Origin of the sequence: Paraburkholderia silvatlantica, from assembly GCF_003096715.1 — a bacterium.
Lineage (GTDB): Bacteria > Pseudomonadota > Gammaproteobacteria > Burkholderiales > Burkholderiaceae > Paraburkholderia > Paraburkholderia silvatlantica.
This window is the reverse complement of sequence record NZ_QEOL01000005.1, coordinates 180763-206863: the sequence shown is the minus strand read 5'-3', so window position 1 is coordinate 206863 and position 26101 is coordinate 180763. Positions and strand designations below refer to the sequence as shown.

Annotated in this window: 24 protein-coding genes; 13 read left to right on the top strand and 11 right to left on the bottom strand. The window is 65.5% G+C overall.

Annotated features, from left to right (window positions below; translation table 11 throughout):
• Positions 1-98: 98 nt before the first annotated feature.
• The 5 genes from pcaF to cyoA form a co-directional block, all read right to left on the bottom strand.
• Complete coding sequence (gene pcaF / locus C7411_RS09105; RefSeq protein ID WP_110383482.1) at positions 99-1301, bottom strand: 3-oxoadipyl-CoA thiolase; 1203 nt, start codon at positions 1299-1301, stop codon at positions 99-101.
• 294 nt (positions 1302-1595) lie between these two features.
• Positions 1596-1916: a cytochrome o ubiquinol oxidase subunit IV gene (gene cyoD, locus C7411_RS09100; RefSeq protein ID WP_110383481.1), complete on the bottom strand. Its 321-nt coding sequence runs from the start codon at positions 1914-1916 to the stop codon at positions 1596-1598.
• A complete protein-coding gene (cyoC, locus tag C7411_RS09095) occupies positions 1917-2528 on the bottom strand; it encodes a cytochrome o ubiquinol oxidase subunit III (RefSeq protein ID WP_110383480.1) in 612 nt (203 codons plus the stop codon).
• Positions 2528-4537: a cytochrome o ubiquinol oxidase subunit I gene (gene cyoB / locus C7411_RS09090; RefSeq protein WP_110383479.1), complete on the bottom strand. Its 2010-nt coding sequence runs from the start codon at positions 4535-4537 to the stop codon at positions 2528-2530. The genes cyoC and cyoB overlap by 1 nt, the downstream gene beginning before the upstream one ends.
• A 5-nt stretch (positions 4538-4542) precedes the next feature.
• Positions 4543-5436 (bottom strand): ubiquinol oxidase subunit II, encoded by an 894-nt coding sequence (gene cyoA, locus C7411_RS09085; RefSeq protein ID WP_110383478.1) that lies wholly within the window; start codon positions 5434-5436, stop codon positions 4543-4545.
• Between the two features lie 654 nt (positions 5437-6090).
• On the opposite strand from cyoA, the gene C7411_RS09080 reads away from it, so the two are divergent.
• Positions 6091-6915: an IclR family transcriptional regulator gene (locus C7411_RS09080; protein WP_042268555.1), complete on the top strand. Its 825-nt coding sequence runs from the start codon at positions 6091-6093 to the stop codon at positions 6913-6915.
• Positions 6916-6974: 59 nt separating this feature from the next.
• On the opposite strand, the gene C7411_RS09075 is transcribed toward C7411_RS09080, so the two are convergent.
• From C7411_RS09075 to phnF, 4 genes are all read right to left on the bottom strand, one after another.
• A complete protein-coding gene (locus C7411_RS09075) occupies positions 6975-7895 on the bottom strand; it encodes a LysR family transcriptional regulator (protein ID WP_110383477.1) in 921 nt (306 codons plus the stop codon).
• A 125-nt stretch (positions 7896-8020) separates the two neighbouring features.
• Complete coding sequence (phnN, locus tag C7411_RS09070; RefSeq protein WP_110383629.1) at positions 8021-8572, bottom strand: phosphonate metabolism protein/1,5-bisphosphokinase (PRPP-forming) PhnN; 552 nt, start codon at positions 8570-8572, stop codon at positions 8021-8023.
• Complete coding sequence (locus tag C7411_RS09065; protein ID WP_110383476.1) at positions 8569-9297, bottom strand: DUF1045 domain-containing protein; 729 nt, start codon at positions 9295-9297, stop codon at positions 8569-8571. Before C7411_RS09065 ends, phnN begins: the two co-directional genes overlap by 4 nt.
• Positions 9294-10049 carry a phosphonate metabolism transcriptional regulator PhnF gene (phnF, locus tag C7411_RS09060; RefSeq protein ID WP_110383475.1) on the bottom strand — a complete coding sequence of 252 codons (756 nt, stop codon included), beginning with the start codon at positions 10047-10049 and terminating at the stop codon, positions 9294-9296. Before phnF ends, C7411_RS09065 begins: the two co-directional genes overlap by 4 nt.
• Positions 10050-10268: 219 nt before the next feature.
• Between phnF and phnG the strand changes: the two genes are divergently transcribed.
• The 10 genes from phnG to C7411_RS09010 all read left to right on the top strand — a co-directional run bounded on the left by phnG (position 10269) and on the right by C7411_RS09010 (position 20475).
• A complete protein-coding gene (gene phnG / locus C7411_RS09055) occupies positions 10269-10778 on the top strand; it encodes a phosphonate C-P lyase system protein PhnG (RefSeq protein ID WP_110383474.1) in 510 nt (169 codons plus the stop codon).
• A complete protein-coding gene (gene phnH / locus C7411_RS09050) occupies positions 10775-11416 on the top strand; it encodes a phosphonate C-P lyase system protein PhnH (protein ID WP_110383473.1) in 642 nt (213 codons plus the stop codon). The genes phnG and phnH overlap by 4 nt, the downstream gene beginning before the upstream one ends.
• On the top strand, positions 11416-12540 hold the full coding sequence (locus tag C7411_RS09045; RefSeq protein ID WP_110383472.1) for a carbon-phosphorus lyase complex subunit: 1125 nt from the start codon (positions 11416-11418) through the stop codon (positions 12538-12540). Before phnH ends, C7411_RS09045 begins: the two co-directional genes overlap by 1 nt.
• Positions 12537-13466: an alpha-D-ribose 1-methylphosphonate 5-phosphate C-P-lyase PhnJ gene (locus C7411_RS09040; protein ID WP_110383471.1), complete on the top strand. Its 930-nt coding sequence runs from the start codon at positions 12537-12539 to the stop codon at positions 13464-13466. Before C7411_RS09045 ends, C7411_RS09040 begins: the two co-directional genes overlap by 4 nt.
• On the top strand, positions 13463-14233 hold the full coding sequence (phnK, locus tag C7411_RS09035) for a phosphonate C-P lyase system protein PhnK (protein WP_110383470.1): 771 nt from the start codon (positions 13463-13465) through the stop codon (positions 14231-14233). Before C7411_RS09040 ends, phnK begins: the two co-directional genes overlap by 4 nt.
• A gap of 10 nt (positions 14234-14243) precedes the next feature.
• Positions 14244-15014 carry a phosphonate C-P lyase system protein PhnL gene (phnL, locus tag C7411_RS09030; protein ID WP_181431311.1) on the top strand — a complete coding sequence of 257 codons (771 nt, stop codon included), beginning with the start codon at positions 14244-14246 and terminating at the stop codon, positions 15012-15014.
• 46 nt (positions 15015-15060) lie between these two features.
• Positions 15061-16194 (top strand): alpha-D-ribose 1-methylphosphonate 5-triphosphate diphosphatase, encoded by a 1134-nt coding sequence (locus C7411_RS09025; RefSeq protein WP_110383469.1) that lies wholly within the window; start codon positions 15061-15063, stop codon positions 16192-16194.
• A 479-nt stretch (positions 16195-16673) separates the two neighbouring features.
• Complete coding sequence (locus C7411_RS09020) at positions 16674-17441, top strand: ABC transporter substrate-binding protein (RefSeq protein WP_110383468.1); 768 nt, start codon at positions 16674-16676, stop codon at positions 17439-17441.
• A 243-nt stretch (positions 17442-17684) separates the two neighbouring features.
• Positions 17685-18800, top strand: a complete 1116-nt coding sequence (locus C7411_RS09015; RefSeq protein ID WP_110383627.1) for a succinylglutamate desuccinylase/aspartoacylase family protein — start codon at positions 17685-17687, stop codon at positions 18798-18800.
• Between the two features lie 499 nt (positions 18801-19299).
• Entirely contained in the window at positions 19300-20475 is a 1176-nt protein-coding gene (locus C7411_RS09010; protein ID WP_110383467.1) for a porin, read from the top strand.
• 203 nt (positions 20476-20678) lie between these two features.
• On the opposite strand, the gene C7411_RS09005 is transcribed toward C7411_RS09010, so the two are convergent.
• On the bottom strand, positions 20679-21020 hold the full coding sequence (locus tag C7411_RS09005) for a zinc ribbon domain-containing protein YjdM (protein WP_042268377.1): 342 nt from the start codon (positions 21018-21020) through the stop codon (positions 20679-20681).
• Positions 21021-21186: 166 nt separating this feature from the next.
• On the opposite strand from C7411_RS09005, the gene C7411_RS09000 reads away from it, so the two are divergent.
• On the top strand, positions 21187-21603 hold the full coding sequence (locus tag C7411_RS09000) for a DUF6232 family protein (protein WP_110383466.1): 417 nt from the start codon (positions 21187-21189) through the stop codon (positions 21601-21603).
• 43 nt (positions 21604-21646) lie between these two features.
• On the opposite strand, the gene C7411_RS08995 is transcribed toward C7411_RS09000, so the two are convergent.
• Positions 21647-24100 (bottom strand): glycogen/starch/alpha-glucan phosphorylase, encoded by a 2454-nt coding sequence (locus C7411_RS08995; protein ID WP_110383465.1) that lies wholly within the window; start codon positions 24098-24100, stop codon positions 21647-21649.
• 600 nt (positions 24101-24700) lie between these two features.
• Here C7411_RS08995 and C7411_RS08990 point away from each other — a divergent pair.
• Complete coding sequence (locus C7411_RS08990) at positions 24701-26053, top strand: MFS transporter (protein ID WP_110383626.1); 1353 nt, start codon at positions 24701-24703, stop codon at positions 26051-26053.
• The last annotated feature ends 48 nt before the right edge of the window (positions 26054-26101 follow it).

The window sequence follows — 26101 nt, the reverse complement described above, 5'->3', positions numbered from 1 at the left end:
CGAACAACGGGCGCCTTTCCTGGCGCCCGTCCGGATCGTAAAGAGAAGCCGCGGATCAAGTCGATCCGCGGCTTTTACAATTCAAGGCGACCAAAAAATCAGACACGCTCGATAGCGATCGCAATCCCCTGCCCCACGCCGATACACATCGTGCAAAGCGCAAAGCGGCCTTGCGTGCGACGGAGCTGATACGTGGCGGTCGTCACGAGCCGCGCCCCGCTCATCCCGAGCGGATGGCCAAGCGCAATCGCCCCGCCGTTAGGATTGACGCGAGGATCATCGTCGGCAACGCCGAGCATGCGCAGCACGGCGAGTCCTTGCGAAGCAAATGCTTCGTTCAACTCGATAACGTCGAACTGGTCGATGGTCATGTTCAGACGCGCGAGGAGCTTCTGCGTAGCGGGCGCGGGACCAATACCCATCACGCGCGGCGCGACGCCAGCCGTCGCGATACCGAGCACGCGCGCACGCGGCACGAGCCCGAAACGCTTCGCGTTTTCCTCATTGGCGAGGAGCAGCGCGCAAGCGCCATCGTTCACGCCCGAAGCATTGCCTGCCGTTACCGAGCCATCCGGGCGCACGACGCCCTTGAGCCTGGCCAGCGCCTCGAGGCTCGTCTCACGCGGATGCTCGTCGCGCGAGAAAACAATCGGATCGCCCTTCTTCTGCGCAATCGTCACCGCGACGATCTCTTGCGCAAGCGTGCCATCCGCCTGCGCGCGAGCCGCCTTCTGCTGGCTGCGAACCGCGAACGCATCCTGATCGGCGCGGCTCACGTTGTAGTCGACGGCGACGTTTTCGCCCGTTTCCGGCATCGAGTCCACACCGTACTGCTGCTTCATCAGCGGATTGACGAAGCGCCAGCCAATCGTCGTGTCGTAGATCGCGGCGTCGCGAGCGAAGGCGCTCGCCGACTTGCCCATGACGAACGGCGCGCGGCTCATGCTTTCCACGCCGCCCGCAATCATCAGCCCGGTTTCGCCCGACTTGAGTGCGCGCGCGGCAATGCCCACGGCGTCCATGCCGGAACCGCACAGGCGGTTCACCGTCGAGCCCGGCACAGCCTGCGGCAAGCCCGCCAGCAGCGACGACATGCGCGCGACGTTACGGTTGTCCTCGCCCGCCTGGTTTGCGCAACCGTAGATGACGTCGTCGATCGCCGTCCAGTCCACGTCCTTGTTGCGCTCCATGAGCGCCTTGAGCGGAACGGCGCCGAGGTCGTCGGCGCGAACCTGGGCAAGGGCGCCCGCGTAGCGGCCGATAGGCGTGCGAACCGCGTCGCAGATGAATGCTTCCGTCATGTGAGTCTCCTTTCGATCGCAGGCACTTGATGCGATCCCATGCAAAGATGATTGAGATTGACGGACTGCGCGGGCGAAAATGGGAGATCGAACGCGCACGTCCCTGTGCGTTTTGTTCGACTGTCGAACCGATGATCGTTAATCGAACAATTTGACGGCCATAATAGGCGTGTCCTGGGACGGGTGTCAAGCACGCGAAGCTGGCTCCAAAAACGAGAAAGCCGCACGGGACGGGTGCCCCTGCGGCTTCGCGAGTTCAGGCGGGCGCGAGGCGCCAGCCAGTGAGGCGAACGCTTAACGCGACATCATGAGCGCACCGACGTTGTGCATGACCCAGATGGTGCCGAAGATCAGGAACGCGACGGCCAGCACCGTGTACGCAAGCGACAGCACGTTCCAGCCCTGCCCCGGCGACGTGTTCAGATGCAGGAAGAACACGAGGTGAACGACCACCTGCACGAAGGCGAGCACCGCGATCACGATCAAGGCCGTAGTGGCATCGAGCGTGCCGTGCAGAACGACGCCGAATGCGCCCGCGGTGAGCAGCACCGAAAGAATGAAGCCCGCCACATAGCTGCCGAGGCTGCCGTGCGACTCCGCATGAGATTGAGCCATTTAGAGCACGCTCCCCAGATAGACAAAGGTAAACACGCAGATCCACACCACGTCGAGAAAGTGCCAGAAGAGGCTCAGGCACGTGAGACGGCGGATTTCCTGCTCGCCCAGTTCCCGTGCGCGAACCACCTGGATCATCATCACGAGCATCCACAGCAGGCCGAAGAACACGTGCAGGCCGTGCGTGGCGACAAGCGTGAAGAACGACGAAAGGAACGCGCTGCGCTGCGGTCCGGCGCCTTCCGCGATCAGGTGCGAAAACTCGCGCAGTTCGAGCACGAGAAACGACGCCCCCAGAATGAAGGTGACGGCGAGCCAGCCGAGCACCACGCCGTTCTTGCGCTGATGCGCGCCGAGCATCGCGAAGCCGTACGTGATGCTCGAAAGCAGCAGCACGGCAGTTTCGAGCGCCACGCCTTGAATGTCGAACAGGTCCTTGCCCGTGGGGCCGCCCGCAAACTGGTGGCTCAGCACGCCGAACGTGGCGAACAGCGCCGCGAACAGCAGGCAGTCGGTCATCAGGTAGACCCAGAAGCCGAACACCGAGTGCGACTGCGGGTGATCGTGGTGATCGAGTTCGGCAAGAGTTGCCGCATTGGTTTTCTGTAACATCAGACTGCCTCCTCGGCGACCAGGTCGCGCTTGGCTACGGCGGCGCCGGTGCCAAAGCGGCTTTCTTCGATCTCGCGAACCTTCGCGGCCGGAATGTAATACCCGTCGTTGTTGCCGAAGCTCTTGAGGATCACCGTCAGCGCGACGCCGACGAACCCGAGCACGGCCAGCCACGTGATGTGCCACACGGCCGCGAAACCCAGCACGAGGCTGAACATGCCGACGAAGAAGCCCGCCGACGTGTTCGACGGCATGTGGATGTCGCTATATTTCGCGGCGAGCCCCGGACCGCGGCCCGCTTCCTTCATGTGCGCGAATGCGTCGATGTCGTCCACGTGCGGAATGACCGCGAAGTTATAGACTGCCGGCGGCGAGGACGTTGCCCATTCGAGCGTGCGGCCGTCCCACGGATCGCCCGTCACGTCCTTGCATTCGGCCTTGTTGCGGTTCACGAAGGCCATGACCCACAGCAGGACCTGGAACACGACGCCGACCGCAATGATCGCCGCGCCAATTGCGGCGACGACGAAGTACGGATGCCATTCGGGCACATCGTAGTGGTTGGTACGACGCGTTGCGCCCATGAAACCGAGCACGTAGAGCGGCACGAACGCCACATAGAAGCCGACGAACCAGCACCAGAACGACGCCTTGCCGAGCTTTTCGCTGGGCTTGAGACCGAACACCTTCGGGAACCAGTACTGCAGGCCCGCGAGGTAGCCGAACACCACGCCGCCGATAATCGCGTTGTGGAAGTGAGCGACCAGGAAGAGCGAGTTGTGGAGCACGAAGTCCGCGCCCGGAATCGCGAGCATCACGCCGGTCATACCCGCGATCGAGAACGTCACCATGAAGCCGACGGTCCAGAGCACGGGCGCGGTGAAGTGCACGCGGCCGCGATACATCGTGAACAGCCAGTTGAAGATCTTCACGCCGGTGGGAATGGCGATGATTATCGTCGCGATACCGAAGAACGCGTTGACGTCGGCACCCGCGCCCATTGTGAAGAAGTGGTGCGCCCACACGAGGAACGCCAGCACCATGATCGCGCACGAGGCGTAGACCATCGTCTTGTAGCCGAACAGCGGCTTCCTGCAGAACGTGGCCATCACTTCCGAATAGATGCCGAACGCAGGCAGCACGAGGATGTACACCTCGGGGTGGCCCCACGCCCAGATCAGGTTCAGATACAGCATGGCGTTGCCGCCGAGCTCGTTCGTGAAGAAATGCGTGCCGACGTAGCGGTCGAGGCCGAGCAGCGCCACCGCGATCGTGAGGATCGGGAACGTGGCCATGATGAGCACGTTCGAGCACAGCGCCGTCCACGTGAACACGGGCATCTTCATGAGCGTCATGCCGGGCGCCCGCATCTTGACGATCGTGACGAAGAAGTTCACGGCCGTGATCAGGGTGCCGACACCGGAGAGCTGGACCGCCCAGATGTAGTAGTCCACCCCCACGTCTGGACTGAACTGCAGTTCAGAGAGCGGCGGATACGCAAGCCAGCCCACCTTCGCGAACTCGCCGATCACGAGCGAGAGGTTGATGAGGATCGCGCTGATCGCCGTCATCCAGAACGAAAGCGAGTTCAGGAACGGGAACGCCACGTCGCGCGCACCGATCTGCAGGGGCACGACGAGGTTGAAGAACCCGACCATGAGCGCCATCGCCATGAAGAAGATCATGATGACGCCGTGCGCCGTGAAGATCTGATCGAAGTGATGCGGCGGCAGATAGCCGGGCGAATCGAACGCCATGGCCTGCTGGATACGCATCATGACTGCGTCGGCGAAGCCGCGCACGAGCATGAGCACCGCCACGATCATGTACATCACGCCGATGCGTTTGTGGTCCACGCTCGTGAGCCACTCGGTCCAGATGTACTTCCACTTGCCGGTCACGGTAACAAGACCGAGCACGCCGACGACGATCAGCGCCATGAACGCCGCCGCGCCCATGATGATGGGCTGATCGAACGGGATCGCCTCTAATGTGAGTTTTCCGAACATGCTGCTTACCCCTTGGTCACGCAGGACGGGTCGAAATTCGTGACGTGCCCGTTGTTGTACTTCGCGATGATGTTATTGAAGAGCTTCGGGTCGACGGTCGAGAAGTACTGCACCGGCGCCTTCTCCTGCGGCTTCGCGACCGTTGCGTACTCGTCCATCGAAAGCTGGGTGGACGACGTCTTCACCTTCTGCACCCACGCGTCGAAGTCCTGCTGGCTCGTCGCGAGCGTGCGGAACTTCATGTCAGAGAAGCCCTTGCCGCTGTAGTTGGACGAGAGGCCGTCGAAATCGCCCGCTTCGTCGGCGATCAGATGCAGACGCGTTTGCATGCCCGCCATGGCGTAGACCTGGGTGCCCAGCTGCGGGATGAAGAACGAGTTCATCACCGCGTCCGACGTAATGCGGAAGTTGACCGGCGTGCCCACCGGCACGGCGAGCTGGTTCACCGAGGCGATGCCGAGGTCGGGATAGATGAAGAGCCACTTCCAGTCGAGCGCGACGACCTCGACGTTGATGGGCTTCACGCTCGACTCCAGCGGCTTGTACGGGTCGAGCTCGTGCGAGGTGCGCCACGTGAGGATGGCAAGGAACAGGATGATCGCGGCCGGAATGGCCCAGACCACCACTTCGATCGCCGTGGAGTGGGCCCACTTCGGCGCGTAGGTCGCGTTGCGGTTCGAGGCGCGGTAGCGCCATGCGAACAGGAGCGTCAGGATGATGACGGGCACCACGACCAGCAGCATGGCCCATGTGGCCGTGAGGATGAGCGACTTCTCGGCCGCGCCTACGCTGCCCTTCGGGTCCAGCACGGCAAAATTGCCGCTGCACCCCGCAAGAGAAACGAGCAGCCCGCTGCCGAGGGGGATTAACCACCTTTTAAGGGCTTTTCTGTCTTTCATGTTTGCCTGTTCTTCCGTTGTCCACCAAAACGCGTAACACCCAACACATTTGCATCGCAAATTCGCCACGCAAAATGCACCCGTATCGTATTCAGCGCGATTCTACGGAAAGCACCAATCTCAAAATTTGATCTTTGCTAAGGATTAGCCAGCAGGACAAAGCTCGCCCAGGCAAGCGCGACGGAAAGCCGCAAATATCTTTCCAATAGCTTTCATCCTGAAAACGCCCGCCGCGTGCCGGTTTCGGCGCGAGGAGCGGCGCGTGCACAAGCGAAGAAGGCGGCCGGGGACACGCGCGGCGCAATCGAAGAAGAGGCGGAAAACGCGCCAGTTCATTCGAATTTCGGCATCACTTTTAACTCGTTTAATTTCGGGATACGCCGATATTCAGTTTTTAAAGAGAAATTCGCGCGCCAATCATTTTCCGGGAAAAATTAATTGACTAGAATCAAACAGCCGGCTGTCAAATGATCCGGCGCGCGCATTTGACGCATGTCATGCCACGCCGCACTATCGATGTTGACCCGGGCGCCCAGCCCCGAAAGTTCGCGCCCGCCTCGCCCCTCGCCGCTTTCGTCGCATGTTGGCGAAACCGATCGCTTGGGTTATCTTGATAGGTTCTTCAAGCACCGCAGCAAGATCGAACGCCAGCCCATGAATTCTGCTTCCAGTGCATCGCCAGACCGCTCCGCCGACCAGCAGGAGATTCCCGAAAAGCCGGGCGACTCCTATGTGCAGTCGTTTGCGCGCGGGCTTTCGGTGATCCGCGCGTTCAACGCCGAGCATCCCGAGCAGACCCTCACCGACGTCGCCGCCGCCACGGGCCTCACGCGCGCCGGGGCGCGCCGCATTCTGCTCACGCTGCAGACGCTCGGTTACGTCGAAGCCGAGGGGCGGCTCTTTCGCCTCACCCCGCGCATTCTCGACCTGGGCTTCGCTTACCTCACGTCGATGCCGTTCTGGAATCTCGCCGAGCCGGTGATGGAGGAGCTGTCGCAGGAGGTGCACGAGAGCTGCTCGGCGGCCGTGCTCGACCGCACCGAGATCGTCTACGTGCTGCGCGTGCCCACGCACAAGATCATGACGATCAACCTCTCGATCGGCAGCCGCTTACCCGCATACTGCACCTCCATGGGGCGCGTGCTGCTCGCCTCGCTCGACGACGCCGCACTCGACGAAACGCTCGGCTCCTCGCCGCTCTATGCGCATACGGCGCGCACGGTCACCGACGTCGGCGAACTCAAGAAGATCATCGCCCAGGTGCGCCAGCAAGGCTGGGCCATCGTCGATCAGGAACTGGAAGGCGGCCTCATCTCGATCTCCGCGCCGATCCGCAACCGGCAGGGCCGCGTGATCGCCGCGATGAACATCAGCGGCAATGCGCAGCGCACCTCGGCGAAGCAGATGGTGAAGACCTTCCTCGATCCGCTTCAGCACGCCGCGGCGCGTGTGTCCAGCATGGTCGCGCGGCGCACGTAAAGACAAGAGCACAGCCCCGCGACCAGGCAAGCCGCCCCGGCGCGCTCGCTAGCGCCATTTCAGGCAGCCTCGGCAAACACCTGCACGAGCCAGTCGGCGAAAGCGCGCACGCGCAGCGACAACTGGCGGTTCTGCGGATACAGCACCGAGACCGGCAAGGGCGGCGGCGGATGCGCGGGCAGCACGACGCACAGCTCGCCGCTGGCGAGCCGTTCGCGCACGCGGTAGCGCGGCACCTGCACGATGCCGAGCCCCGCCAGCGCGCCCGCCGCGTAGAGTTCCGCGCCGTTCACGGCCACCGGGCCCGGCAGCGTCACGCGGGCGATGCCGTCAGCGGTCGTGAATTCGAGCGGGAGCGCGCGACCCGTGGCCGGCGACACATAGTTCACGGCACGATGACCGGATCTGCCCGGATTTTCCGTGTGCGTGCCGGCGAGCGCCTCGATCGACTCCGGGTCGCCGTGCCGTTCCAGATACGCGGGGCTCGCGCAGGTCACCTGCTCCAGCAGCGCCACGCGCCGCGCAATCATCGAGGAGTCGGCCAGCTCCCCCGCGCGCAACACGCAGTCCACGCCCTCGCGCACGAGATCGACGAAGTGGTCGCCCGAGCCGATGAAGAGCTCGACGCGCGGATAGCGCGCGAGAAAGTCGGGCAGCCGCGGCATCACGAAGTACTGCGTGAGCGTGCCCTGCATGTTCACGCGCAAGCGTCCCTGCGGATCGGTGTCGCGAAACGCCTCCTCGGTTTCCTCGAGGTCGGCGAGCAGGCGCATGCAGCGCTGGTAGTAGGCGTCGCCGTCGAGCGTCGGCCTGACCTGGCGCGTGGTGCGTTCGAGCAGACGCACGCCGAGGCGCGCTTCGAGACGCTTGATCGAATTGGTGACCGTCGCGCGCGGCAGGTTCAGATCCTCGGCCGCCTGCGTGAAGCTGCGGCGGTCGACGATGCGCGTGAAAATCTGCATCTCCTGGAAACGGTCCAAGGGCATTCTCGTTGAGTTCTCGGGTCGCCTGCATCTTCTCACGGCAACCGCGCTCAACCAAAAATCCCCCCGCCCGTTCGAGTCCTTAAGCGGCTGTTAAGCGGCGCTCGAGGACGGCGCCGCGACTATCCGGCCGCCACCTGCCGCACGAGCTTGACGAACGCCCCGCCCGCCTCCTCCAGGTGCCCCGAGTTGTCGATGCGCGCGAACGCGGCGCCCGACGGCACCTCGAACGGCGCGCGCCGCGCGAGACGCAACGCGACCTGCTCGGGCGTTTCGCGCGCCCGGGAAGCGAGGCGCGCAGCGAGTACGTGCTGCGCGGCTTCGATGTGCACGAGCGTCATGCGCGGGTAGCGCTCGAACGCCTCGCCTGCGTACGCGCGCGAACCGTTCACCACGACGGTGCAGCCAAGCGCCATCCATTGGTCGATCTCCACACCCACGCCGTAGCGCAGCGCGTGGCTGCGCCATTGCAGCGCGAAGAGGCCGCGCTGCGAACGCGCCTCGAATTCGGCCTCGGTGAGCGCGATGTGGTTCTCGCCGCCGCTGTCTTCGCGCGTGATGTAGCGATGCGCGAAAACGACGTCTTCGCCGGACAGGCGCTCGCGCGCGTAACGCAGCAGCGTGTCCTTGCCCGCTCCCGAAGGCCCCATCACATAGATCAGGCCGCCCTTCATGCGCGGGCCCCCGCGAACGGCAAGCGCCGCCACAGCGCGAACGGCGCGCCCGGCTCGGGCTCGACGAAGAGCGCCGCGCCCTCCACGGGCAGCGGGTTGGCGCCCTGCATCCGCGTGTTCCAGGCATCTACGAGTAGCGCGCACGTTTGCGCGTCGTCAAGCGAATCGGATAGTGTCATGTGAAAGCGGAATTCTTCGAACACGTACGGGTAGCCCCACGCTTCGACGTAGGCGCGCTGACGCTGCGTGAGCGGCGCGTCCAGGCGCTTCGCGAGTTCGGCGGGCGTTTGCGGGGCGCGCAGCGAGCCGAGCGCGCGCAGTGCGTTCGCGGCCAGCTCGCGCAGCGCGGTTTCGCCGGCATCGTCGGCGGGGCGCAGCGCCACGAAGCGGCCGAGCAGCGCCGCCTCGACACTGGCCTGGAAGCGCGCCTGCCCCTGCGCCCACTGCTGCGCGGCGGCAAGGAGCGCCGCGGGCGTCACGCCCGGCGCGAGACGGAACGGCGGCACGAGCGTGCCGTGCCAGCCATAGCGGCGTGGCGCGACCGTGAGCGTTTCCAGCGGCTGCGGCAGGCCTGCGAGCCATGGCGGCGGCGCGAGGGTGTCGCCCGTCTCCGGATCGCGGCCGAGCCACGCACAGCCCGCCTGCCACCACGCCGACTCGCGCGGCGGCGCATAGTAAAGCGCGAAGCGCGTGGCGGGGCGGAAGGCTTCGTGCAGCACGCTCATAGGTCGTGCTCCACCATCAGCTGCACGCGGTCGGCCGCGAAGTGGGTGATGCCGTACTTGATCGGCACGCCTTCGAGATCGACGTCGACGTTTTCCACCCACAGCACCGGCTGCTGCCGGTTGATGTTCAGGCGCCGCGCCACCTCGGCCTCGGGCAGCACGCTGCCGATACGGCTCCACTTGCGCAAATAGTCGGTCACGCCGTATTCGGCGAGGGCCTTCGAGGTGCTGTCGACGCGTTCCATGACCACGGGCAGATCGGCAAAGCGCGCGGCGGGATACCAGCTGCGCGCGTAAGTGAGCGGCACGCCGTCCGACTCGTGCAGCGTTTCGAGCCGGTAGACGAGCGCGCCCGCGCGCAGGCCGAGCGCCTTGGCGACCGTGGGGTCCGCCTTGCCGCGCGACGACGAGAGCAGCTTGCCCGCCGCCGAATGCTGATGGCGCTTCAGGTTCTCGGTGAAGCGCGTGCGCTTGCCGATGGTGTAGTCGATCGCGCCGGGCTGCACGAAGGTGCCGCGCCCCTGCTCCACGCTCACGAGCCCCAATGCTGCGAGGCCCAGCATCGCGCGCCGCACCGTGTGGCGGTTCACGTCGAAGCGGCGCGCAAGCTCGCCCTCGCTAGGCAGCCGGCCGTCTTCGCCGAAGCCCTTCGCGGCAATCTCGGCCGCGAGGATCTGCTCGATCTGCCGCCACACCGCCACACCGGCGCCGCGCTCAAGCAGGCTGGACGGCGCCTCGTCGTTCGATGTCATGGTGCTGTCATTCCTCTCGGTTCCAATAGCATTTTGTGCATTGTAGTGCGCAGGGCGTGATGGAAATATGAAAACCTTCGTTGCGCCTGCATGAGATGACTGCACCTATAAACGTCTAGACGTTTAGATGAATAGATGGTTCAATCGAGGTCCAGACAAGGTTGTTCCAGAGGCGCAGTTGCCATGTCCGTTCTCCCCGTTCACGACACAGGAACTCCGATGAACGCTTTCTCCACCCCGTCCTGCGCACCGGCGACCCGGCGCGCATGGATGGCCGTTCTCGCGCACACCCCACGCGCCGAGCTCGAAGCGGCGCTGAACGTCGCGCTCGCCGGTGCGCCCGAGCCCGCTTTCGACTGGCTGCGTCCACCGCAAACCGGACTGGCCATGGTACGCGGGCGCATTGGCGGCACCGGCGACGCCTTCAACCTGGGCGAAGCCACCGTCACGCGCGCCACGCTGCGCCTGCGCGCCTCGGGCACCGAAGGCGGCGATGCAAGCCAGCCCGGCCCGGTCGGCGTGGCCTGCCATCTGGGCCGCGACAAGCGCCGCGCCGAACTGGCCGCGCTCGCCGATGCGCTGCTGCAACTCCCCGCGCGCCACGACCGGCTGCACGCCCGCTTGATCGAGCCGCTCGCCGCGCGTCTTGCCGCACAACGCGACGCGCGCCGCGCCGACGCCGCCAGCACGCGGGTCGAGTTCTTCACGATGGTCCGAGGTGACGCATGAGCGACCAACGCAATGCCATGACGCCCGATTTGCTCGCGGCGCTCGCGCCCGGCTTTAGCGACCCGGTTCACGACACGCAGACCGTGTTCCGCACGCTGCTCGACACGCTCGCGCGCCCCGGCACGATCGGCGTGATCGAAACGCCGTTGCCGGCAGCCACGGCCGCGGGCGCCTCGCCCGCGCGCGCCGGCCTCGCCGCCTTCGCCTCGCTGCTCGCACTCGCAGACTACGCCACGCCAGTGTGGCTCGCTCAAGTCGACGCCGCACTCGCCGCCGCGCTGCGCTTTCACGCAGGCGCGCCGCTCGCACAGCAAGCGCGCGAAGCCGCGTTCGCCTATGTGCACGACGGCGCCGCCCTGCCGCCGCTCGAAGACTTCGCGATCGGCACGCCCGAGTCGCCGGAGCAATCGGCCACGGTGTTCGTACGTGTCGATTCGCTCGCCGGCGGCGCGCCGCTCACGCTGCGCGGCCCCGGCATCGAAACGACCTGCAGCATCGCGCCCGTCGGCCTGCCCGAGCGCTTCTGGCGCGAACGCGCCGCCCTCGCGCCGCACTTCCCGTGCGGCATCGACTTCTATCTCGTGTGCGGCGAGCGCCTGATGGGCCTGCCGCGCACCACTCTCGTGGAGATGCACTGATGTACGTCGCCGTCAAAGGAGGAGAGCGCGCCATCGAAGCGTCGTGGCGTCTGCTCGACGAGGCGCGCCGCGGCGATACGCGCGTGCCCGAGCTGAGCGTCGCGCAGGTCCGCGAGCAGATGCGGCTGGCCGTGGCGCGTGTGATGGCCGAAGGTTCGGTCTACGACGAAGAGCTTGCCGCGCTCGCGATCAAGCAGGCCGCGGGCGATCTCGTCGAAGCGATCTTTCTGTTGCGCGCGTATCGCACCACGCTGCCGCGTTTTGGCTACACGCAGCCGGTCGAAACGGAAAACATGGTGGTGGAGCGCCGCATTTCCGCCACCTTCAAGGACGTGCCCGGCGGCCAGGTGCTCGGCGCGACCTACGATTACACGCAGCGTCTGCTCGACTTCGCGCTGCTCGGCGAAGGCGACGATGCCGCGAGCGCCACGCCTCGCGCACCGCGAGCCACCCCGCCCGAAGAAGCGATGCCGCGCGTGGTCTCCCTGCTCGACAAGGAAGGCCTGATCGAGCAGGAAACGCGCTCGCCGCAGGCGCGCGAGCCCGGCGACCTCTCGCGCGAGCCGCTCGCGTTTCCCGCCGATCGAACCGTGCGTCTGCAGAATCTCGCCCGCGGCGACGAGGGCTTCCTGCTCGCAATGGGCTATGCCACGCAGCGCGGCTACGCGCATTCGCACCCGTTCGCGGGCGAGATCCGCTTTGGTTCGGTGTGCGTAGAAATGGTGCTGGATGAACTCGATGAAGCCGTGGAAATCGGCGAAATCGACTTGACCGAGTGCCAGATGATCAACCAGTTCGCGGGCTCGAAAGACGTGCCGCCGCAATTCACGCAAGGCTACGGTCTCGCGTTCGGCCACGCGGAACGCAAGGCCATGGCGATGGCGCTGGTGGACCGCGCGCTGCGCGCCGAAGAGCTGGGCGAGACGATCGCCTCGCCGACTCAGGACATCGAATTCATGCTCTCGCACAGCGACAACGTGGAAGCCTCGGGCTTCGTCCAACACCTGAAGCTGCCGCACTATGTGGACTTCCAGGCTGAGCTGGAACTCGTGCGCAAGCTGCGCGCGCAGCACGAAAGCGGCACCGGCGCCGATGCGGACACGCAAAACAAGGAGGCCGCATGAACGCGCCCGATACCTTGCCATCCACCGCAGCCGAACTCGCGTCGCACGAAACGCAGGCCGTCTCGGGCTACAACTTCGCGTACCTCGACGAACAGACCAAGCGCATGCTGCGCCGCGCGCTCCTCAAGGCCGTGGCCGTGCCGGGCTACCAGGTGCCGTTCGCCTCGCGCGAAATGCCGCTGCCGTATGGCTGGGGCACGGGCGGCATCCAGGTGACGGCGGCGATCATCGGCGCGAAGGACACGCTCAAGGTGATCGACCAGGGCTCGGACGACACCACGAACGCCGTGAACATCCGCCGCTTCTTCGCGCGCACCACGGGTGTCGCCACCACGCGCCGCACGAGCGAGGCGTCGATCGTCCAGACGCGGCACCGCATTCCCGAAACGCCGCTCACGGCCAGGCAGATCCTCGTGTATCAGGTGCCGATGCCCGAACCGCTGTTCCGGCTCGAGCCGCGCGTGGCCGAATGCAAGAAGCTGCATGCGCTGGCCGACTATGGCCTCATCAGCGTGAAGCTCTATGAGGACATCGTGCAGCACGGCAGCATCGCCACGACGTACGACTACCCGGTGACCGTGAACGGCCGTTATCTGACGTCGCCCTCGCCGATTCCGAAGTTCGACAACCCCAAACTGCATATGAACGCCGCACTGCAGTTGTTCGGCGCGGGCCGCGAGCGCCGCATCTACGCGATTCCGCCGTACACGCCGGTGAAGAGCCTCGACTTCGACGACCATCCCTTCGAAGTACAGCGCTGGGAGCATGCGTGCGCCCTGTGCGGCTCGCGCGAGAGCTTCCTCGACGAGATGATCGTCGACGACGCAGGCAAGCGCATGTTCGTGTGCTCGGACAGCGACTACTGCCACGACCGGCGCGAACAGATCGATGCGCACGCAACGAACGAAGCAGGAGAAAAAGCATGACGCCGCTGCTAAGCGCAAGATCGCTCACGAAGCAGTACAGCGGCCGCAACGGCTGCCGCGACGTGAGCTTCGACCTGTATCCCGGCGAGGTGCTGTGCATCGTCGGCGAATCGGGCTCGGGCAAGACCACGCTGCTCAACACGCTCGCGCTGCGCACCGGGTCCGATGCGGGCACGCTTCACTATACGAACGCGAACGGCGAAACGCTCGACCTGCGCACGCTTTCCGAGCCGCGCCGGCGCCTGCTGGCGCGCACCGAATGGGGCTTCGTGCAGCAGAATCCGCGCGACGGGCTGCGTGCGGGCGTTTCTGCGGGCGCCAATATCGGCGAGCCGCTGATGGCCGTGGGCGCGCGCCACTATGGGCAAATCCGCCACACGGCGCAGCAATGGATGCAGCGCGTGGAACTGGACGCCCAGCGCATCGACGAATTGCCCTCGGCGTTTTCGGGCGGCATGCAGCAGCGCCTGCAAATCGCGCGCAATCTCGTCACGGGGCCGCGCCTCGTCTTCATGGACGAACCCACGGCGGGTCTCGACGTGTCCGTGCAGGCGCGCCTGCTCGACCTGCTGCGCACGCTCACGACCCACCTGCATCTTTCTGTGCTGATCGTCACGCACGACATCGGCGTGGCACGCCTCCTCGCACATCGCCTGATGGTGATGCAAGGCGGCACGGTGGTCGAATCGGGCCTGACCGACCAGGTGCTGGACGACCCGCAACACCCCTATACGCAGACGCTGGTGGCATCCGTGCTGCCGGTCTAGGATGAAAGACATGACTCTGAACTCATCACCGGGCACGCGCGCGTTCCTCGAAAGACCGGCGCTCATGCTGCGCGCCGAAGACGTGCGCAAGACCTTCACGCTGCACGGCCAGGGCGGCATCGGCATCGAAGCGCTCGCGGGCGTGTCGCTCGACGTGGAGCGCGGCGAATGCATCGTGCTGGTCGGCCCCTCGGGCGCGGGCAAGAGCACGTTCCTGCGCTGCCTGTACGGCAACTATCTCGCGAGCGGCGGGTCCATCGCGATCCGCGACGAAGGCGCGCCGCTCGAGCATCTGGAAATCACGGGCGCGGCACCGCACGACATCCTGCGCCTGCGCCGCAACGTGGTGGGCTATGTGAGCCAGTTTCTGCGCGTGATTCCGCGCGTGAGCGCGCTCGACATCGTGGCTGCACCGCTCGTTTCGCGCGGCGTGGAGGAAGACGAGGCACGCGAGCGCGCGCAAACTCTGCTGGCACGCCTGAACGTGCCTCGGCGCCTCTGGCCGCTCGCGCCCGCCACGTTTTCGGGCGGCGAGCAGCAGCGCGTGAACATCGCGCGGGGCTTGATCGCGCAGCACCGCGTGCTGTTGCTGGACGAACCCACGGCCTCGCTCGATGCGGAAAACCGCGAACTCGTCGCGAGCCTGATTGGCGAGGCGCGCGAGCGGGGCGCCGCGATCGTCGGCGTATTCCACGACGAGGACACGCGCGGGCGCGTCGCCACGCGCGTACTCGAACTCAGCGCGCCGCGCGCGCAAGCGCCGCTCGGCGCCGCAGCCTGAATTCCGCCTGAACCGCGCAAACCGATATCTGATACGGAGCCTGACGATGTTGATCAAGAACGCTCGCATCGTGACGCGAGACGAAGTTTTCACCGGCACGCTAAGCGTGGCAGACGGCAAGATCCGCGACCTCTCGCGCGGCTCGACCGCCGCGCCCGAAGCCGAAGACTGGGAAGGCGACTTCCTGCTGCCCGGTCTCGTCGAACTGCACACCGACAACCTGGAAAAGCACCTCGCGCCGCGCCCCGGCGTGCACTGGAACACCGACGCGGCATTCGTCATTCACGACGCGCAGATCGCCGCCGCCGGCATCACCACGGTATTCGACGCGCTCGCCATCGGCACGCGCCTGGCCGTGGGCGTGCGCGGCCGCGACGTGCAGCTCGCGAGCGCCAGGGCGCTCACACGCTTCTCAGAGCGCAACCTGCTGCGCGCCGAGCACTTCCTGCACTTGCGCTGCGAAATCGCCACCGAAGACGTGATCGAGCTGTTCGACACGCTCAGCGGCCATCCGCTGCTGCGCCTCGCCTCGGTGATGGACCACACGCCTGGCCAGCGCCAGTGGCACGACCGCGAGCAATGGCGCCGCTTCCAGGAGCGCCACGGCAAGTGGACCGACGAGCAGACCAATACCATGCTCGCGGAAATGGCCACCGAGCAGGAGCGCTACGCCGACGCGCACCGCCTCGAGATCGTGCAGCGCTGCCGCGCGCGCAACATCCCGCTCGCGAGCCACGACGACACGCTCGTGGAGCACGTCGAGCAGGCCGCCGCCGAAGGCATCGTGCTCGCCGAATTCCCGACCACGCGCGTGGCCGCCGAGGAAGCGAAAAAGCGCGGCATCGCGACGATCATGGGTGCGCCGAACGTGGTGCGCGGCGGCTCGCACTCGGGCAACGTCTCGGCGCTGGAGCTGGCGCAGGCCGGTTTGCTCGACATTCTCTCGTCCGACTACGTGCCGTCGAGCCTCCTGACCGCCGCGTTCGATCTCGTGACCCAGGCCGACTGGACGCTGCCGCGCGCGCTCGCCACGGTCTCGTGGGAGCCCGCCAGCAAGTCGGGCCTGCACGACCGCGGCGCGATCGAGCCGGGGCTGCGCGCGGACTTCGTGCGGGTGAGGATGCTCGATTCGCTGCCCGTGCCGCGCGCGACATGGCGCGCGGGCGTGCGCGTGGTCTGATGCCATCCTCGCGGTGCAGCTGGTGCAATTGCTGCGCCGCGACAAAAGACGGCACGCTGTCCGACCCCATTCGGGCAGAGGGCCAACGGCGCGCCGTCGATTCGATTTCAATTGCCCTTCATATCGTTGACGATGCCACGCGCGCACGGCATCGCATTCTTCCGACTGTTGCAGCAGAGCATCGCGCAACCCAACCCGGCAACCCCGCAACGACCCCTCTGCATTGGCCTGCGCGCCTTGTTCATCAAGGCTTTGCGTTAAATCGTACAAGCGCACGGGCGTACACTTAGTGGGTCCCTTTCCCGCTATCCGGTATTACACTAGCGACGCAGCAATTTTGACCTGGTAAGCTTGCGCGCGCTCCGCTGGCCGCAGGCTGGCGGGTCCAACAATAATCCGGCGCGAGCCGCGCCGGTAAATGCGCCATGGCGGCACAACCGCACGCGGCGCGCCCTGAACCATCTAGAGGAGTACCCATAGTGAAGAAACTGCTTGCCACCCTCACGGTTGCCGTGCTCGCCGTCTCGGCCGGCGTCGCCCATGCAAAGGACTGGTCCACCGTGCGTTTCGGCGTTGACGCCAGCTACGCACCGTTCGAATCCAAAGCACCCGATGGCAAGCTGGTCGGCTTCGACATCGACCTCGGCAACGAAATCTGCAAGCGCCTGAACGCCAAGTGCGTGTGGGTCGAGCAAGACTTCGACGGCATGATCCCGGGCCTGAAGGCCAAGAAGTTCGACGGCGTGCTCTCGTCGATGACGATCACCCCGCAGCGCGAGCAGCAGATCGCCTTCTCGGCGAAGCTGTTCAATACGCCGACGCGTCTCGTCGCCAAGAAGGGCTCGAGCCTCGCCCCGACGGCTGATTCGCTCAAGGGCAAGTCGGTTGGCGTCGAGCAAGGCACGATCCAGGAAACCTACGCGAAGGAAAACTGGGCGCCGAAGGGCGTGAACGTCGTTCCTTACCAGAACCAGGACCAGGTCTACGCCGACCTGATCTCGGGCCGTCTGGACGCGGCGCTGCAGGATGAAGTGCAAGCGGATCTGGGCTTCCTGAAGACGCCGCGCGGCGCTGGCTTCCAGTTCGCCGGCAAGGAAATCCCGACGGGCGCCGCCGCTATCGGCCTGCGCAAGGAAGACGCCGACCTGAAGACGAAGATCGACAAGGCTATTGCCGACATGATCAAGGACGGCACGTACAAGAAGATCGAAGCCAAGTACTTCGACTTCGACGTGTACGGCAGCTAAGCGCCGCATCGCGCCGGCGCTGCATCACGGCGCGCGAAGCCCGGGCTTTGTGTCCGGGCTTTTTCTTTTCCGGCATCTTGTTTCGGATTCCGTATTTTCGACGATACTGCCGGCGCGCGCGGGCGCGCGGGTTCCGGCGGCGCGTCGAATCGGCTAAGATCGGTCTACGGCCCCCGCATGTACTTACAGGGCCATCGTTCACTCCACTACCTTTTGCGGGCCGCCGCGCCGCGCGCATCCATCATGCAAACCCGAAACCACCCGTTGATCGCGCCCGCCCTCGGTACCGCGCGGGAACTTGCCAGTTTCCACTACGGTAAAGCCGGCGGTCCCAAGGTCTACATCCAGTCCTCGCTGCACGCCGACGAGTTGCCGGGCATGCTCGTCTCGTGGGTGCTGCGCCGCAAGCTCGCGGAACTGGAAGCGGCGGGCCGCCTTCGCGGCGAGATCGTGATCGTGCCGGTGCCCAACCCCGTGGGCCTGAATCAGCACTGGCTCGGACACATGATCGGCCGCTTCGAGTCGAACACGGCGCAGAACTTCAACCGCAATTTCCACGAGCTCACCGCGCTCGTGCTGCCCAACATCGAGGCGCGCCTCGGGTCTGACGAAGCCGCGAACCGCACGGCCATCCGCGCGGCCATGGGCGAAGCGCTGGCCGCGCAGCAGCCCAAAACCGAACTCGATTCGATGCGCCTCGCGCTCCAGCGCCTTTCGTACGACGCCGACATCGTGCTGGACCTGCATTGCGACTGGGAAGCCGCCATGCACATCTACACGAACCCCGAACTGTGGCCCGAAGTCGAGCCGCTCGCGCGCTATCTCGACGCCAAGGCGTCGCTCCTCGCGCTCAACTCGATCGGCAATCCGTTCGACGAGATTCACAGCTTCTGCTGGTCGGAGCTGCGCGAGCGCTTCGGCACGCGCTTTCCCATTCCGTACGGCTCGATTTCGGTAACGGTCGAGCTGCGCGGCCAGCGCGACGTCTCGCACGAACTCGCCGAACACGACGCGCAAGCCATCGTCGACTACCTGATCGGGCGCGGCGTGATCGAAGGCACCGCCGCGGCGCTGCCGCCGCTCGCCCACGCGGCAACGCCGCTCGCGGGCACGGAGCCGATCGTGGCGCCTGCCAGCGGCGTACTCGTGTTTCGCGTGGATTGCGGCACGTGGGTGGAACGCGGCGCGGCAATTGCCGATATCATCGACCCGCTCGCCGACACCGTGACGACGCTGCACGCCGGCGTGAGCGGCGTGATGTACGCACGGCATAGCGCGCGCTTCGCCACGGCCGGCATGGAAGTCGCACGCATTGCCGGCGAAACGCCCATTCGCAGCGGCTCGCTTCTCTCGCTGTAACTGCAACGCCTTGCCGTAACAGGGCTCGCATCATGAATGCGAGCCCTTTTTTATTGGCGTTTCCCGCCATTCAAATTAATTCGCTTAACTAATTTTTCACTCTCATGAATCGACGGGAATCCACCATGTAAAGCGCGCATTGATCGGCCGTTAATGCGTCCTTGAGATAAATCAAGCTCAGCTTGAAGTCAGATTCAAAAGATCCATTAACCGGCGAATAAAAGAAAGCTTAGGAAAAAATTTTATAAGGCCAATTGCCGCAGTCCAGCCCTCCAACTTGACAGGGAAATCGCCCGCAAAGCCAGTAACAGCGAGCTTCGGGCGCCGTTCACCCCAGCTGCAATCCGTGTGTCGCATTCACACAACAGATTGGCGACATTTTCCCTACAAAGTCTTACTGTCACATTCCTTTCGTTATCGCCCCTTAAATTGCAGCCCGTCGCATAGACCGGCCCATAAGAGGCCGGGGTAGTCATCTTCCCTTTACCCGGAGAAACAGTTGAAAAAGAAAATTCTGACCACCGCTATTCTTGCCTCGATCGCAGGCGTTGCCCACGCACAAAGCAGCGTGACGCTGTACGGCATTATCGACGCCGGTGTGAACTACATCAGCAACGTGAAGAACTCGAACGGGACGCCTGGCAGCTCGCATCAGTTCTCGTATGGCGACGGCGTGGCGCAAGGCAGCCGTTGGGGCCTGCGCGGCACGGAAGACCTGGGCGGCGGCCTGAAGGCGATCTTCGTGCTCGAAAACGGCTTCAACAGCGGTAACGGCACGGCAGGCCAGGGCGGTGCGATGTTCGGCCGTCAAGCATTCGTCGGTCTGACGCAATCGAACATCGGTTCGCTGACGTTCGGCCGTCAATACTCGCTCAACACGGACATTCTCGGCTCGCAGTACTCGACTGGTGGCAACACGGTCTCGGGTAACTGGGCATACCACTTCAACGACATCGACCAGTTGACGTCGAGCCGCATCAACAACTCGGTCAAGTTCCAGAGCGTGAACTTCTCGGGCTTCACGTTCGGCGCGTTGTACGGCTTCTCGAACTCGACCTCGTTCGCCGGCGCACCGGCAACGGGCCCGGCGGCCAGCCCGATCGCCGGCTCGTCCCGCGCGTACAGCTTCGGCGCGAACTACGCATACGGTCCGTTCAGCCTCGGCGCGGCCTACTTCAACCAGACGTATCCGGGCCAGACCACGCCGTCGACCTCGACCACGATCGCCAACGTGCCGCAGGGCACGCTGCGCGACCTGCGCTCGTTCGGCGTGGGTGGCCGCTACATCGTCGGCCCGGCAACGCTGTGGGCCCTGTGGACCAACACGCTGCTCTCGCCGATCGCCGGTTCGTCGACGCTCTACAACGCGTACGAAGCAGGCGGCAAGTACGCCTTCACGCCGGCTCTCTCGGCTGCGCTCGGCTACACGTACTCGCGCACCTCGGGCAGCCAGACGGCTCACTGGAACCAGGTCAACGCATCGCTTGACTATGCACTGAGCAAGCGCACCGACGTGTACGGCCTCGTGTCGTACCAGGATGCATCGGGCACGCTCGCGAACGGCCAGAAGGTTCAGGCGCAGATCGGCGATTCGGGCTCGAACATTTTCCAGCCGTCGGGCACGGGTTCGCAGGATCAAGTCGCGGTTCGCGTCGGTATCCGCCACAAGTTCTAAGCGGCCGCATTACGCAATAACCGCATTACGCAGCAACCGCATTACGCAGCAACATCACGCAACAGCGGCAGCCGGCGGCTCATCGCGCCGGCTCTGCTCGGCGCGCGGCAGCCCACGCTGCACGGCGCGCCTTACCGGACGGGGCATCCCTTGGGATGCCCCGCTTTTTTTGGTTCGTCGCAACGGATGCGCGACGCCCCTCATCACGCCTTCCTGACGAATTCCGATTTGAGGCTCATGGCGCCGAAGCCATCTATCTTGCAGTCGATATCGTGGTCGCTGTCCACCAGACGGATATTCTTCACTTTGGTGCCCATCTTGATCACCCCGCCCGAACCCTTGAGTTTCAAGTCCTTGATGACCGTGACGGTATCCCCGTCCTGAAGGACATTGCCGGCCGAATCGCGATACACCTTGCCTGCGGCTTCTGCCGGCGCGGCGGCTTGCCTCGACCATTCATGCGCACACTCCGGGCAGACGTAGACGTCCCCATCCTCGTAGGTGAACTCGGAATTACATTTCGGACAGCGTGGCAATGCGCTCATGGGAAATCCTTGGTGGTGACGGAGCAATAAAAACGCGCAAGTATAGCGGCTTCGGCGCGTTGCCCAGCCCGGCAAGCGTTCGGCCTGCGACGATATGTCCATTGCCGCCCCGCCCTGGCCCCGCTTCTGGTACGCTGCGCTCTCTCACCTCGCAGCTATCGAACCGATGGAACTCCCTTTCAACGAAGCCGCCGTTTCGGTCACGCGCAACGCGCTTTCAGCAGCCGGCCAGGTCTTCCCCATGCGCGACATCGAGGACGTGCGCATCGTCATCGGGCGGCGCAGCCGCGTCGTGCCGGTCGCGATTAGCCTCGCCGGCGCCGCAGGCGCTGTCGTGGGCGGCGTGCTAGGCTCGGCGGCCGGTCTCGCGTGCGGCGTGATGGTGATCGTAGTGGGCTGGCTCGCGTGGCTCTGGCAGGAAGCCGTGCACCGGCTCTATGTCGTGACGGGCGGAGAATCGCGCGAGGCGGTCACGAGCCTCGACCCGGCATTCCTCGAACGCGTGCAGGAAGCCGTGCGCACCGCCAAGGCCGCGCAGGCGGCGCAGGCCGAGGGCGGCACGACACGGCCCGCAGCGCCCTGATACCGCCGGAAGCACTGCCGGCAGCACCGCGGGCGAGCGCCCCTCACTCCATCTCGATCGACTTCACGTGCCAGATATCGCGGGCGTATTCCGCGATCGCCCGGTCCGAAGAGAATTGCCCCATCCCCGCCACGTTTTCGATCGCGCTCGCGGTCCACGCCGGCACGTCCATGAAGCGCTCATCGGCGGCATCCTGCGCCTCGATGAAGGCCGAGTAGTCGGCCAGCACGAGGTAGTGGTCGCCCCAGTCCACGAGCGTATGGAAGATGTCCGTGTAGCGTGCCGGATCGTGCGGTGAGAAGAAGCCCGTGCGGATCTGGTCGAGCGCGCGGCGCAGTTCGGCGTTTTCCTCGTAGACCTGGCGCGGCCGGTAGCCTGCGCAACGCAGCTGGTCGACCTGGTCGGACGTGTGCCCGAAGATGAAGATGTTGTCCTGCCCCACGGCCTCGCCGATCTCGATGTTCGCGCCATCGAGCGTGCCCATGGTGAGCGCGCCGTTGAGCGCGAGCTTCATGTTGCCGGTGCCCGAGGCTTCGGTGCCCGCCGTCGAAATCTGCTCGGAAAGGTCCGCCGCGGGAATCAGCACCTCGGCCACGCTCACGCCGTAGTTCGGCACGAACACCACCTTGAGCCGGTCGCCCACCACGGGATCGTTGTTGATCTTCGCGGCCACGTCGTTGATGAGATGGATGATCATCTTCGCCATCCGGTAGGCCGACGCGGCCTTGCCCGCGAACAGCACGACGCGCGGCACCCAGTCGCCCTCCGGCGCTTCGACAATGCGGTTGTAGCGCGTGATCACATGCAGCACGTTGAGCAACTGGCGCTTGTACTCGTGAATGCGTTTGACCTGCATGTCGAACAGCGCGTCGGGATTGAAGACGATGCCGGTACGCTGCAGGGCGCGATGTGCGAGGCGCACCTTGTTGCTGCGCTTGGCCGCGCGAAACGCGGCTTCGAACGAAGCGTCGCCGCGCAGCTTGCGCAGCGCGCCCAGTTCGAAGAGATCGCTGCGCCAGCGCGGCCCGATCGCTTCGTCCACGAGGTGCGCGAGCGGCGGGCTCGCCTGTGCGAGCCAGCGGCGCGGCGTGATGCCGTTGGTCACGTTCGTGAAGCGGTCGGGAAAGAGACGCGCGAAGTCGGCGAAGATATCGCGCGTCATCAGTTGCGAGTGCAACTTCGAGACGCCGTTCACCTTGTGGCTCGCCACGATCGCGAGATAGGCCATGCGCACGCGGCGCTGGCCGTATTCGTCCACGAGCGAGATGCGGCGGATCAGGTCGAGGTCGTGTGCGCCGCGGTCGCTCGCTTCGCGCAGGAATGCCGCGTTGATGTCGAAAATGATTTCGAGGTGGCGCGGCAAGAGGCGCGCCAATAATTCGATATCCCAGGTTTCCAGCGCTTCGGGCATCAGCGTGTGATTGGTATACGAGAACACGCGGCGCACATGGCCCATCGCCTCGCCCCATGACAGATGATGCACATCCACGAGCAGGCGGATCAGTTCGGGAATGGCCAGCACCGGGTGCGTGTCGTTCAGGTGCACCGCGACCTTTTCGGAGAAGCGCCCGAACGTGCTGTGCGTGCGCAGGTAGCGGCGAATCAGGTCCTGCATCGTCGCGGAGACGAAGAAGTATTCCTGGCGCAGACGCAGTTCGCGCCCGGCCATCGTCGAGTCGTCGGGATAGAGCAGCCGCGAGACGTTCTCGGAGATGTTGCGCGCCTCCACCGCGCGCTGATAGTCGCCCTGGTTGAACGCCGAGAGATTGAGTTCTTCGTCCGCGCGCGCGGACCACAGCCGCAGCGTGTTGGTCGCGCTCGTGGCGTAGCCGGGAATGACCGTGTCGTAGGCCATGGCGTTCACGTGCTGCGTGTCGACCCATTCCACATGGCCGTCGCGCTGCATGGTGCGCCCGCCAAAATGCACGGGATACTGGACCTCGGGCCGCGGAAACTCCCAAGGATTGCCATAACGCAGCCAGTAGTCGGGCGCTTCGACCTGTTCGCCGTTCACGATCTGCTGGCGGAACATGCCATAGTCGTAGCGAATCCCATAACCGAAGCCCGGAATGCCGAGCGTCGCCATCGAATCGAGAAAGCACGCCGCGAGCCGGCCGAGACCGCCGTTGCCGAGCGCCGCGTCGGGCTCGTAGTCGAGCACCGTGTCCATGTCGACGCCCACGCTCGCCAGCGCCTCTTTCATTTCGTCGTGTATGCCGAGCGCGATCAGCGCGTTCGAGAATGTGCGGCCGATGAGAAATTCCATCGACAGGTAATAGACGCGCTTGACGTCCTGGTCGTACTGGCGGCGCGTGGTGATCATCCAGCGCTCGACGAGCCGGTCGCGCACGGCGAGCGTCGCGGCGTGCAGCCAGTCCTGCGGACGGGCCGTTACGGCGTCCTTGCCGACGCCGTACATCAGGCGATTGGAGAGGGAACGGCGCAGCGCTTCGACGCTGCTTTGCAACTGATCGAACTCGAGACCGATGGCTGTCATCAACTGACTCCTGTCGAGCGCACCACGTGCAGAGCGCCTGATGCGGTCCCACGCAAAGCGCCGGAAATGGCGGCGCGCCCACAAAGGTGCAGGGCGCGCGGTTGTCCTCGGCCTGCGCCGCGCGCGGCGGAATGGGACGATGACGCATCGGCAGCGGCGCAAAGGGCCGGCGCCGCTCGCCGGCGAGCGCAGATCAATTTGCAGAGTAGTGCATTTTCAAATGGCGTGCGGCGGCGCGCCAACCGCGCGCGCAACGCGGCCGCGAGGCACGCGGAACCTGCCTGACGCCTCGATCGCCTGCCGTGCGGACGATTCCGCGCGCGCAGCGCGGCGGCACGCGCAGGTACGACGGGATTGACCGTTAGTTGCGATATAGAGACATTCGATGGCCATTGAGCGCCGGTCAAAGCCTTACAGTCAGCTCACGGTCTGAAGCGTCTCCTGCAAAACCGGGCGGGCTCTGCAACAATCGCAGAATTCGCCCGTGCGGCCTGCGCCGCAGCCTTCATCGTCCACCGGCCCGAAACTGTCTTGTCCGAAACCTTTCCCGCGGCGCGCGAAACCCGCAATACCGTCAATACCGAGCCGCCCGACGCGCCCATGTCGGCGAAGAACCGCCGCGCCATGGGCGCGGTGATGCTCGCCGTCGCGCTCGCGACGCTCGACACCGCCATCGCCAACACCGCGCTGCCCGCCATCGCCACCGACTTGCACGCGGCGCCCGCCGCCTCGGTGTGGATCATCAACGCGTACCAGCTCGCGATGGTCGCCACGCTGCTGCCGCTCGCCGCGCTTGGCGACATCATCGGCCACCGGCGCATCTATATCAGCGGCCTCGCGATCTTCACGGTCGCTTCGCTCGCCTGTGCGCTCGCGCCCACGCTGACCGCGCTCGCCGGAGCGCGCGTGCTGCAGGGGCTCGGCGCGAGCGCCATCATGAGCGTGAACACGGCGCTGATCCGCTTTCTCTACCCGCCGCACCGGCTCGGGCGCGGGCTCGGCATGAACGCGCTGATCGTGGGCGTTTCGTTCGCCGTGGGTCCGACCATGGCCTCGCTGATCCTCTCGGCGGGCACCTGGCCGTGGCTCTTCGCGATCAACGTGCCGCTCGGCGTGCTCGCGCTCGTGTTCGCGCTGCCCGCGCTGCCGCAGACGGCGCGCGGCACGCACGCCTTCGATCCCGTGGCGGCGGTGCTCAACGTCATCACGTTCGCGGCGCTGATCTTCGCGCTCGGCGAGGCCGCGCAGCGCGCGCCAGGCATGGAAGTGGGTATGGCGGCCGTCGTGGCGCTGATCTTCGGCGCGCTGTTGATCCGGCGCGAGGCCGGGCATCCGGCGCCCATGCTGCCCGTGGATCTGTTCCGCCGGCCGGTTTTCGCGCTCTCGTCGGTCACCGCGATCTGCTCGTTCGCGGCGCAGGGTCTCGCGTTCGTCTCGCTGCCGTTCTATTTCGAAACCGTGCTGATGCGCAGCCAGGTGGAAACCGGTTTCCTGATGACGCCCTGGCCCGTGGTCGTGGCTGCCGCCGCGCCCATTGCGGGGCGCCTGTCCGACCGCTATCCGCCGGGCCTGCTCGGTGCGATCGGGCTCGCCATTCTCTCGGCGGGCATGGCGTCGCTGGCGCTGCTGCCCGCCCATCCCACGGTGACGGACATCGTCGTGCGCATGGCGCTCTGCGGCACGGGCTTCGGCTTTTTCCAGTCGCCCAACCTGCGGGCGATCATGGCAAGCGCGCCGCCCGAGCGCAGCGGCGGCGCGAGCGGCACCATCGCGGTCTCGCGTCTGCTCGGACAGACGACGGGCGCGGCGTTGGTGGCGCTGTGCTTCGGGATCGTGGGCCGGCACGGCCCGACGCTCGCCCTGGGCCTTGGCTGCGTCTTCGCGGGCGCGGCGGCCATTGCGAGCGGGCTGCGGCTGTTCGCGCCGTCGCACCGGGCGGTGCAGCCCCGGTGATGCGGGCGGGGCGGTGCGGGCGGCCGAGCCTGAGGTCTCAGGCGAAGG